The sequence below is a fragment of the Paenibacillus sp. FSL R7-0333 genome (genome assembly GCF_038000365.1).
Classification (GTDB): Bacteria; Bacillota; Bacilli; order Paenibacillales; family Paenibacillaceae; genus Paenibacillus_AQ; species Paenibacillus_AQ silagei.
Genome location: NZ_JBBOBZ010000001.1, coordinates 6,986,213 through 6,997,770 on the forward strand (window position 1 = coordinate 6,986,213; position 11,558 = coordinate 6,997,770).

7 protein-coding genes are annotated in these 11,558 nt (G+C 54.9%); 4 read left to right on the top strand and 3 right to left on the bottom strand.

Going from position 1 to position 11,558, the window contains the following annotated elements:
- Window positions 1-128: 128 nt before the first annotated feature.
- Both MKY86_RS29950 and MKY86_RS29955 read left to right on the top strand, forming a co-directional pair.
- Window positions 129-833 (top strand): Crp/Fnr family transcriptional regulator, encoded by a 705-nt coding sequence (locus tag MKY86_RS29950; protein ID WP_076074736.1) that lies wholly within the window; start codon window positions 129-131, stop codon window positions 831-833.
- A gap of 30 nt (window positions 834-863) precedes the next feature.
- Complete coding sequence (locus MKY86_RS29955; protein ID WP_076074739.1) at window positions 864-2,255, top strand: aldehyde dehydrogenase; 1,392 nt, start codon at window positions 864-866, stop codon at window positions 2,253-2,255.
- Window positions 2,256-2,267: 12 nt separating this feature from the next.
- Here MKY86_RS29955 and MKY86_RS29960 read toward each other — a convergent pair whose 3' ends face one another.
- Window positions 2,268-5,231, bottom strand: coding sequence for an ABC transporter substrate binding protein (locus MKY86_RS29960; protein WP_076074741.1), 2,964 nt, complete (start codon window positions 5,229-5,231; stop codon window positions 2,268-2,270).
- 219 nt (window positions 5,232-5,450) lie between these two features.
- Here MKY86_RS29960 and MKY86_RS29965 point away from each other — a divergent pair, with 219 nt between their 5' ends.
- Window positions 5,451-6,428, top strand: coding sequence for a LacI family DNA-binding transcriptional regulator (locus tag MKY86_RS29965; RefSeq protein WP_076074744.1), 978 nt, complete (start codon window positions 5,451-5,453; stop codon window positions 6,426-6,428).
- On the opposite strand, the gene MKY86_RS34245 is transcribed toward MKY86_RS29965, so the two are convergent.
- Entirely contained in the window at window positions 6,421-6,609 is a 189-nt protein-coding gene (locus tag MKY86_RS34245; RefSeq protein WP_445669917.1) for a hypothetical protein, read from the bottom strand. The genes MKY86_RS29965 and MKY86_RS34245 overlap by 8 nt on opposite strands.
- Window positions 6,610-6,743: 134 nt before the next feature.
- On the opposite strand from MKY86_RS34245, the gene MKY86_RS29970 reads away from it, so the two are divergent.
- Window positions 6,744-7,115 carry a hypothetical protein gene (locus MKY86_RS29970; RefSeq protein WP_143803528.1) on the top strand — a complete coding sequence of 124 codons (372 nt, stop codon included), beginning with the start codon at window positions 6,744-6,746 and terminating at the stop codon, window positions 7,113-7,115.
- Between the two features lie 1,361 nt (window positions 7,116-8,476).
- On the opposite strand, the gene pgmB is transcribed toward MKY86_RS29970, so the two are convergent.
- Window positions 8,477-11,545, bottom strand: coding sequence for a beta-phosphoglucomutase (gene pgmB / locus MKY86_RS29975; RefSeq protein WP_340827669.1), 3,069 nt, complete (start codon window positions 11,543-11,545; stop codon window positions 8,477-8,479).
- Window positions 11,546-11,558 lie beyond the last annotated feature (13 nt).

Sequence of the window (11,558 nt, forward strand, 5' to 3'; positions counted from 1 at the left end):
TGGATCACTCCTTATCATTAATGGAATCGCTCTGTGCCTCGCCTTTACAGTTACCAATAATTGTAGTAGACTTTCGTCTATCAATCGGTAACGAATGTTACCAATTACAACACATCGGGAGGAAAAGTATGAGACCGGAGCCTGCTTCGCTGCAATCCTGCCTGCTATTTCGCGGAAAGTCCGCAGATGAGATCGAACAGCTGCTGCATACACTGGCTTACTCTGTAAGTTCCTACCATAAGAATGCGATTATTCTGGCAGAGGGTGATCCGGCGGACCGGCTTGGTATTCTGCTCTCCGGCCGCATTGAGGTGCAGAAGACACACCCTACCGGCAGCAGTGTAACCATCGCCCACCTAAAGGAAGGGCAGACCATAGGCGAAGCTGTATTATTCCGCAGGAATAACACCGTGCCCGCCACCGTCACAGCCACTGGCCCCTGCAAGGTGATGTTCATCAGCAAGCAGGAGCTGCTGAGATTATTCGCGGCCGACACCGATATCCTCACCCGCTTCATCGAGAATCTGTCCGAGCGGCTGGTGCTCGTGAACCGGAAGATCGAGAACCTGTCCGCCGGTCCGCTGCGCCGCCGTATCGTAGACTTCCTGCTGGAGCAGGGAGAGCAGCAGGAGTCCGATCGGCTGAAGCTCCCCTTCAGCCGGAAGGAATGGGCCGAGCATATGAATACAGCCCGCCCCTCCTTGTCGCGGGAGCTGGGATTCCTGCGCGACCAGGGCTGGATAGAATTCAAGGGCAATGAAATCACCCTGCTGAACCGGAGCCGGATGCATGATTACATCCAGACTCTGCCCTCTTCGGCAGGCAATCTATAGGAACCGCAAATAACCAAGGAGGATACAAGCATGCCACCATACACTGCACAACAGATCGACCGGCTGCTGGCTGAGCACAGACAATGGTTCGCCAGCGGAGTCACGAGAACCCCCGGCTTCCGGCTGGAGCAGCTTCAGAAGCTGAAGGATGCCATCTCTCGAAATGAAGCCCGGATTATCGCTGCATTGAACCAGGATCTGCATAAAAGCGAATTCGAGGCTTACGCCACAGAGATCGGATTCACGCTGGACAGCATCGGCTATATGATGAAGCATCTACGGCGCTGGATGAAGCCGGTGAAGGTAGGCTCACCGCTGCACCTGTTCCCGGCACGGAGCAGAATCATAGCTGAGCCTTACGGGACGGTGCTAATTATCGGGCCGTTCAACTACCCGTTCCAGCTGCTGATCGAGCCGTTAATCGGCGCCATTGCCGCCGGGAACTGCGCCGTACTGAAGCCCTCCGAGAGCACGCCCGCTACCTCCGCTGTCATTGATGACATGATCCGGGAGACCTTTGATCCCGCTTATATCCGGGTAGTACAGGGTGAGAAGGAAACGACGAATCTGCTGATTCATGCGGCGTTCGATTATATTTTTTTCACGGGGAGTGTGCCTGTCGGCAGAATTGTCATGGAAGCGGCGGCGAAGAACCTGGTACCGGTGACCCTTGAGCTGGGCGGCAAGAGCCCCGTAATCGTCGACCGGAGCGCCGACCTGGAGACCGCCGCGAAGCGGATTGTCTGGGGGAAGCTGATCAATGTGGGACAGACCTGTATTGCGCCTGATTATCTGCTGGTCCATAGGGAGGTAGCAGCCGAGCTGATTGAGCGGATGAAGCGCTGCGTCACTGATTTCTATGGCACAGATATCCGGCAGAACACAGACTACGGACGGATCGTGAATGAACGTCAGCTGCGGCGGATCGGGGAGATGCTGGAGCGGGACCGCGATAAGCTGATTCTGGGCGGGACGGTCATTCCCGAGGAGCTATATATCGAGCCGTCTCTGATTTATCCGGCGGCCTGGAGTGACGCTTCCATGGAGGATGAGATCTTCGGGCCTGTGCTGCCGATTATGGAGTATACCCGGCTGGAGGAGGCCATCCAGAGCATCAACGCCCGTCCGAAGCCACTCGCTCTCTATCTGTTCACCCGCGATAAGCAGGTGGAGCAACAGGTGATGACCGAGGTGTCCTTCGGCGGCGGCTGCATCAACGATACCATCTCCCATGTAGCCAGCACCCGGCTGCCGTTCGGAGGTGTCGGGAATTCCGGGATCGGCGGCTACCACGGCAAATACAGCTTTGACCTCTTCTCCCATCACAAAAGCATTGTTAAGCGAGGCACCCGTCTTGACCTCGGCATTGTCTACCCGCCCTACGGCAGCAAGGTCAAGCTGGCGCGGAAGCTGCTGAAATAGCGCTAACTTACCTCAACCCGCCATCCGCCCAGCGACCCAGCCCGCGACCTCTTTCTCCGGAATAGGCTTGCTGATATAGTAGCCCTGAATCTTGTCACAGCGGGTCCGCTCCAGAAAAGCAAGCTGCTCCGGGGTCTCCACCCCTTCAGCCGTAACGTTCAGTCCCATATCATGGCCGATGGTGACGATGGAGCTGGCCAGCGACCTATTGTTCGGGGTATCGATGCTGTCGATGAAGGACTTGTCGATCTTCAGGGTAGTAATCGGGAGCTGCTTCAGATAGCTGAGTGAGGAATAGCCCGTTCCGAAGTCATCCAGCGCAATGCCAATGCCCCTCTCCTTGAGCGCCTCCAGCTTGGAGCTGATCGCCTCGAAGGATTCCATGAAGATCGATTCCGTAATCTCCAGCTCCAGATGCTCCGGCGCAAGCCCGGTATCCTCCAGCACGCTCAGCACCATCTCTGTGAAGTCATCCTGCATCAGCTGAATGACGGAGATATTGACCGAGATATGATAGCCCTCATAGCCCTGATTCTGCAGATCCTTGGTGAACCGGCAGGCAGCCCGCAGCACCCACTCCCCTATGGGGATGATCAGGCGGCAGTCCTCGGCAATGCGGATGAAGGATAAGGGGGAGACGAAGCCGAGCACCGGGCTGTTCCAACGGATCAGCGCCTCGAAGCCCCAGAGCTCACCGGAGCCGGTATCCACCAGCGGCTGGTAATGCAGCGACAGCTCATTATTGGATACCGCGCTTCTTAAGTGATTCTCAATAATCATCCGTTCGTCAAAATACTGCTGCATCTCCTGCCCGTAGATCATATAGCTGCCTTTGCCCGCTTCTTTGGCCTTGTACATGGCAATGTCTGCATTCTTCAGCAGCTCTTCCGCACTCTTCCCGTTCTCCGGGTATTGGGCAATCCCGATACTGGCCGAGATATGCACCACACTTGCATGAAGCTGGAACGGCTCCATGAAGCCCTGTACCAGGGAATCCGCATAGCGGATCACCTCTCCTGCTTCCGCCACATCCTTGAACAGAATCACAAACTCATCGCCGCCGAAGCGGAAATGCTTACTGCGCCCGTCAGAGCGGCTAAGCAGCCGTTCCCCGACCTGAACCAGCAGCTCATCCCCGAAGGTATGGCCCATGGAGTCATTAATGTACTTGAAGTTATCGAGATCCAGGAAGAACAACGCCGCATGGCCGCCGGAATGCTCTTCAATGAATTGTTGCAGCTCCTCGGCTAACGACAGCCGGTTCGGCAGACCGCTAAGCACGTCATTATAAGCCAGCAGCCGGTATTTCTCCTCACTGGTCTGCAGCAGCGCCTGATTCTCCACCACCTTGTTATACTGCTCCAGCAGCTCATCCTGCAGGGCAGTCAGCTCCTCATAGGTCGATTCCAGCTCCTGATAGCTCGTCTGCAGCTTACTCTCATAACCCTTGCGGTCCGTGACATCCACCATCGACCCGGCAAACCGGATATATCCGCCGCCCGCATTACGCAGCACCTTGCCCCGCGCCTGAAACCACTTGTATTCACCTGCCTTGCTCCGCATCCGGTATTCAGCGTAGTAGTAAGAAGAACGACCCTCCAGATGCTGGATACGCAGCCGGTTCTCCTGCTCGGCATCCTCCGGATGGAGAATATCCCGCCAGCCGCCGCGGCTCTCATTAAGCTCATCCCGGGCATATCCCAGCACCTCATACCAGCTGTCCGAGAAATAATAGATCATCGTAGACATATCAACGTCCCAGATTACCGCATCCGAGCCATAGGTTGCCAGGCTGAAGCGTTCATTGCTTTTTTCCAGGTTGCTTCTAATCCTTCTGACCAGCTGCACATAGAATAACAACACCAGAATGAAGGCTACCAGCACTGCAAAGGCAGCCACGATGCTCAGCACCAGCACCTTGTAGGTCTGATAAAAGGAGAACGGCTCGTTAATCACTTCGCTGCCCTCCGGCAGCTTATCCGGTGATATCTTGAACCGCTGCAGCTCATTGTAATCAAACACCTTGCGTACATTACTGTCGGTCACCACCGGGATATCCCCGGCACGCTCCCCCTTCAGGATACGCAGCGCCAGATCGGCCGCCGTCTGCCCCTGCCTTCTGCCGCTGATCAGGCTCCCGCCGAAGGCGCCGTGGTTCAATGCAAAATCATAGATATGGTACACCGGAACACTGCTGCTCTTGCCCAGCTCGCTTGCGAACCTGTCGAATTCCACAATTCTTCCGGTAGAGTCACTATAATATGTAGTCATGAGCACAATACTGTCCGGGGACAGCGCCGCTGCCGTGGCTGTGATCTGTTCCATGGACAAGCGGTTCATGGGGAACAGCTCAAGCCCCGGATTCAAGGCGCTAATCTGATCCATCACCATCCGGCCGGTTGACAGTCCGCTCTCCGAATTATCGAAGACGACATACACCTTTTTCAGCGAAGGATTAAGGTCCATGGCCATACGGATGGTGGGTGCGGCATCTATTTTCTCAATAACGCCTGTCATGTTGCTCTGGTCCTCGATACTGGACACCCCCAGCTCGTTGACCCCGCTGAAAATAATCGGAGCATCGTTCAGAAGCTCATGGCGGTACTTCATTGCGAAGCTCAGCGCCGCATCGTCCGTTGTAATGATCGTATGAATAGGGATGTTCTGATACTTGAAGCGGATGGTTTCGTAGAAATGTTCGAGGTTACCCTGCGTGGGGTACCTTTTCCAGTCCATATATTCAGTGTAGATGACGGGGGGATTAGCTGTGCCCTTGAGACGTTCCTCTATTCCGGCACTTTGGTCATCGGTCCAGGCAAAACCCTTGTGATAGGAATGCAGCACCAGCACATTCCGGGCGGGAAGCTCCTCGGCTGCGGCGAATGCAGCTCCTGCCGGGCCTGTTGTACACAGGAAGATCAACAGAGGCACAAGCAAGCTTCTTAACAACCTGAGATGAATATGTTCTACACTCATTCGCACACTCCCGTTCATCTATCTCATAATCGGAATCTGACAAGTAGAAGGATAATGTATTCATGGGGCTTCATTACGGGGACTGCTTTGATACAATTATAGGGGGTAAAGGTGTTTTTAGAAACAACAAAAAGCGACAGCAACCGTCGATATTGGACAGAGCAGACCGCTCACGTTAGAATGAATCTGCAGTTGACTGCTCAGACAGGAGGCCAGGCCATGCCGACCATCAAAGACGTTGCGCTGAAGGCTGGCGTATCGGCAACCACCGTATCCCGGGTACTGAACAACAGGGGTTACTTAAGCGAGGAATTGAAGCACAAGGTGCACCAGGCGATGGAGGAGCTGAATTACCGGCCGAACGAACTGGCCCGCTCCCTTAGCCGCTCGAAATCCAACATCATCGGACTGATTATTCCGCATGTGTCTTTGCCTTTTTTCGGCGAATTGACCAGTCATATTGAAGAACATGCCTACCGGGAAGGCTATAAGCTGCTGCTCTGCAATTCGTGGCAGGACAAGCAGAAGGAACAGGAATACATCCATATGCTGCGCGCAAGCCGGGTAGACGGCATTATTATGGGCAGCCATACGCTGGAGGTGGAAGCCTACCGGCAGATGAATCTGCCGCTGGTGACATTCGACCGGCAGATCTCACCGGATATCCCTTATGTCTGTTCGGATAATTATGAGGGAGGCAAGCTGGCTACCACTCTTCTGATTCAAAAAGGCTGCCGGCACCTCGCCCATATCGGCGGGCATCCCAAGCTGAACATCTTATCCCATCTGCGCTGCGTGGCCTTCGAGGATATGGCGAAGCAGCACAGCCTGGAGTATGTCACCCTCCATACCGACAACAACAGCTTCGACTTCGAAGCTTACGAGCAGCTGCTCGGGCAGCTCTTCCTGGAGCATCCTGAGGTGGACGGGATTTTTGCGGGCAGCGATATCATCGCCGCCTATGCCCTGAAGGCCTGCCGTACCAGAGGACGGCGCGTCCCGGAGGATGTGAAGATCGTCGGCTATGACGGCATCGCGCTCCGCAGCCTGCTCGATTTGCCGATCTCCACCATCCGCCAGCCGATGGAAGCGATCGGCAAGCTCGCCGTGGACCTGATCCTGCAGCAGGTGAAGGGCCAGAGCGTAGCCGCCGCGCACATTCTGCCTGTGGAGCTGGAGGAGGGGGGGACTACCTGAGAGGGCAGCTACTTGAAGGGCTACTATCGAACCCCCCCCCATATATCGCCGCGACAGCAAGCTCCAGTGTGTCAGGATCAAGGACAACAAATTCATGGTCACGTGGCGACTTACTAAAGAACAACCAGCCTTGCGGCAAAATCTTAATTAGAACGTTCTTCTCGCCGCTTGTGCTGATCACACTTTCAGAAAAGAAATTTAGCCACCTAAAGAAGAATAATAAAACATCACAATCAAACTTTTTTATGAAAAGAGGGTTTTGTGGTATTATATGTAATTATGAGTTGCGAAATAAATGGAATGGGGATTCAAAATATGGAACGTAAAATTCAACTAATGGAAACCTACGTAAATATCGACCTTGGAAACTCACCCTTTTTAAAAATAGATAAAGGGTTGCAAATTCCATACTCTTTCATCAAGGGAATAACAACAGGCAGACCGATACCAAATGCTTTTAAACTATATGGTGCTTTATTAGGAGAAAAGAGAAATGGGTTATTTAGATCAAAAGGTGGTTTTCAACTGCACTTTTTTGAGAATGAGCTAGAAACTCTTCATTTCGATTTGGATAGCTTTAAAGTTGGTAAATTCAAAATATCAAAGTTGATCATTGGCATTAAAAATCCTGAAGAAATAAGTAAAAATATTTCCGAAAGAGTTGAATTAACGTCGAATGATAGTTAAACATGTATAGTACTCCGGCACTCTACTTTTTCCTAGAAGTAAGGATCTTTTTTGCCCTGACGGCTTCACCGCTCCTCTTTGCCATAAGCTCTCTTGCGAGATATTCTGCTGTCTTTGCTCTTCATGCGAACGCATCGGTTTCCTCTCTCCTTTCGGTTCAGCCCTTCCGGTTTCTGGCGTTCCGTACTCCCGTACTATGGCCTCTGCTGACTATGATTTTGTCATGTTGTGATGACTCATCCGACTATCCCTACCTCAAATTGAGTTCGTATACCTTGGTTCGTGCATTTACCTCCAGCTTCCTTCAGATTCCGCCTCGCGGCGGACACCCTTGCTCTTGGCTAACGGTAGGCGTTCGCCAGCCCCCGTCCGGGACTTTCACCCTAGTGATGGCGCCCATGCTGGGCGTATACCGAAAGAAGGGGCTGTCTCAAAAGTCATGAAATGGCTGCTTGTGACAGCTCTTTATTGCGGAGTGGAATCAACATGAGCACTTAGGTGGACGCTCCGCAAACGGACCGTTGTTCCAATCGCTGTTGTGTCCAGATTTTTTTCATTCCCCTTAGCGGTGAAAATCCGGACACAAAGGCGACCGCTTCCGCTTTTACACAATCGTTCCGTCCGCACCGCTGCTTAAGCGGGAAACCACTCATCCATGCTAAAAAAGAAACAAAAAAATAGCTCAGAGGGCGTTCGGCAGTTGCGTAAGGAGGTGTTGCCTTAAAAGACGACCCATTAGCTGTACGCTGAATGACAGAACCGGAAATTGCTTGGACAACTGAAGAACAATCGAGGCTTCCGGAGATTTCTGCAAGTGGCTGTCGTCGCTCATAGAAAATTACTCTTGGGACAGCCCCTCTCCATCGGGCCTGTTTCCGGCCGATTCAATGGGATTTATCCCCTTCATTTTCCCATCCGGCCCGCTTCCGGCCAATTTAATGGGGTTTATCCCTTTCATTTTCCCATCCGGCCCGTTTCCGGCTGATTTAATGGGATTTATCCCCTTCATTTCCCCGTATAGCCCGCTTCCGGCCAAAGCCGAAACAGAAGAGGCTGCCCAAACAGCCATTGCATGGCTATGGGACAGCCCCTTGTTTAATCTCATAGTAAGTGCTGTGTAGCATGAACAAAATCGACTTTTGAGTAAATAATGTTCTATTCCTCGCCAGCACATTGTATTCGCTTTTTCGCATACATTTGGTCCACTAGCCCTCGCATAACAAATTGTATTCGCATACATTGCGGCCGCGTGCCTTCTCGCAGCACAATGTGTTCGGTTTTTCGCATACACCCTGCCACGCCCCTGCTCCCTTACTATACGGACAGCACTCTCGCTATCCGATGCCGCCTTCCACAAGCGGCTAACGCGCCGCGAACAGCTCCAGCAGCTTCCCGGCGTCCAGCTCCGCCGTAGAGGGCAGCACCAGGTCGGACGCGCCAAGCTGCCCGGCCGCGCCGATGCCCACAGCCTTCATGCCTGCCGCACGAATCGCGGCCACGCCTGCGGCTGCATCCTCCACGCCGATGCAGTTGCCCGGCGGAACACCCAGCCGCTCTGCCACCTGCAGGAAGATCTCCGGATCGGGCTTGCCCTTCCGGAGCGCAGACGGGTCGGCAACCGCCTGGAACCAACGGGCTGCGCCGAGGCGCTCCAGAATGAGCGGCGCATTCAGGCTGGCCGAGGCCAGCCCCACGGAGATTCCCCGCTCATGCAGGGAATCGAGCAGCTCCCGGATCCCCGGCAGGAGGTCCGCCGGGGTGATCCGGCCGATCATCTGCCGGTAATGATCGTTCTTCTGCTCCGCCAGCCGGAGCTTCCCGGCTTCAGGCAGCTTCGCAAGACCGCTGCCCTCCAGCACAATCTCCAGCGACTCCATCCGGCTGACGCCCTTCAGCCGTTCATTCTTTTCCCGGCTGAAGGGTATACCCAGCTCATCCGCGAGCGCCTGCCAGGCCAGATAATGAAATTCAGCGGAATCCGTAATCACGCCGTCGAGATCGAAGATTACGGCCTCCAGCCGCCCCGCGAAAGGGATCCTCACCGGCTCCTGCGGAAGCAGCTGTAGCGCCTGCTTCTTATGCCTGATCTCAAGCGCCGTCCCCTCCAGCAGCGTATACACTACCGCCTCACGTTCAACGAAGATATCCAGCAGCTGACCGCCTACTGTAACCTTGAAGCGGTAGCTCTCCCACTGCTCCGGCAGGACAGGGGCAAAGCCCAGCTCCCCCTGAGCCAGCCGCATGCCGCCGAAGCCGTTCACAATCGACATCCAGGACCCGGCCATCGCCGCCATATGCAGCCCGTCCTTGGCATTGTGGTTGATATCGTCCAGATCCATCCGTACCGTACGGCTGAAATAACGGTATGCCCCGGCCAGATCGCCGATCTCCGCAGACATAATACTGTGGATGCAAGGAGACAGCGAGGAGTCATGCGTCGTCAGCGGCTCATAATAATGGTAGTTGCGGAGCTTATCCGCCAGACTGAACTTGTTCCCGAGCAGGAACAGAGCCATTACCAGATCGGCTTGCTTCAGCACCTGATGCCGGTAGATCACCAGCGGGTGATAGTGGAGCAGCAGCGGATACTTATCCGCAGGCGTATGCTCGAAATCCCATTTTTGCTTACTCAGAAAGGTGTCATCCTGGGCATAGATCCCGAGCTGCTCGTCAAAAGGAATGAACATCCGTGCTGCGGCCTCTCTCCAGCCCTCTGCCTCTTCGGGAGTTAACCCGATCGCCTGCCGCAGCCGTTCGTAATCCGCGGGATAGTCCCGCTGAAGCAGCAGAGCTGTCTCATAGGCATACTGGAGCTGATCCTGCACCATGAGGTTGGTGTAAGCATTGTTATTCACAATCGCCGTATATTCATCCGGCCCTGTTACTGCATCAATGCAGAAGGCCCCTCCGCGCGCGGGGTTGTAGTGGCCCAGATCGGCCCAGAACCTTGAGGTCTCGAACAGCATCTCCGCACCCCGGCTAACCAGAAAATCCATATCGCCAGTGGCCTGGATATATTGCTTCAGGCCGTAGGCAATGTCGGCATTGATATGCGCCTGGGCAGTGCCTGCGGGGAAGTAGGCGGAGTTCTCCTCGCCGTCAATGGTCCGCCACGGGTACAGCGCCCCCTTCTGCGACATGACCGCTGCCCGCTCTCTGGCCTTGCCGAGCGTAGCATAACGGAATTCCAGCAGCGCACGGGCGATCTCCGGCTGCGTGAAGGTGAAGAACGGCAGCATGTACATCTCCGTATCCCAGAAATAATGCCCCTCATAGCCTTCGCCGGTCAAGCCCTTGGCTCCGATATTCGTTGCTCCGTCCCGGCCCACGGATTGCAGGAGCTGATAAGCATTGAAGCGGATGCCCTGCTGGAGTGCAGGATCACCGCTAATCTCCACATCCGCATGTGCCCAGTAGCTGTCCAGATACGTCTGCTGCTCCTCGGCCAGACCGGCGAAGCCCAGCTCATTGGCCAGCGCCAAGACTTCAGCACTCCGGCCGGGCAGCTCCTCCTCCCTGTAATCCCTGGAGGTATGATACGTTATATATTTGGTAAGCGTCACCGTATCTCCACTGCGGACAGCAGCGGCGTAACAGACGGAGATGCGCTGCCCGATCAATTGGTGGCTCATCTCGCGCCCGGACTTCGCCTGCAGCGCATGGCTGACAGCGGTCAGCAGCGCAAACCGCGTGTGGCGGGTGCGCTGCTTCATCCACAGCTTCCGGGCGGCAGCGTCATATCCGGTATCCTCCAGCAGCAGGCGGGACTCGCCGCCGCCCGCCCCCAGCCTCGGGTCACCGGTAACCTCAGGCCGGACAATTTCGCCGTCCACCGCTGAATCGAACTTCAGTGTCCCGGAGAAGTTCAGCGCCGTCACCGCATAGTCGATAGCGGCCAGATGCTTATGCGTCAAGGCAACCATCCGGCGGATCACCAGCAGTACCCGGTGTCCGGCGGGAGATTCCCACTCCAGCTCCCGGTGCAGCATACCGCTCCGCATATCCAGCCGGCGCTTATACCGGTGCAGCTTCCCCTGATCCAGCCGGAACTCATGGCCTTCGATGCTCAGCCGGATGATACGGGCATCGCTCACATTCAGCATGGCATGGTTGCGGGAGGGGTACCCGAAGGCCCCCTCAGGATAGACAACCGGCTCAGAATCAAAGAAGCCGTTCAGATAATTCCCGGCTACCGAAGCCCCCGCCTTGCCTTGATAGCCTTCCTCGAAATTCCCGCGCATGCCGATATAGCCGTTGCCTAGTGCGAAGACACTCTCGCTCCGCTGATTGTATTCATCCTCGTAGTGTTCCTCTTCGATACTCCACTCCCGGTAAGGATATAAGGCGGGAGGATGCTTACAGGACTTCATCTTTATGTTCATCTCCGTGCGTATCTCCGTACTTATCTCCGCACTGATCTCCGGTCTCATCTTCGTATTCTCC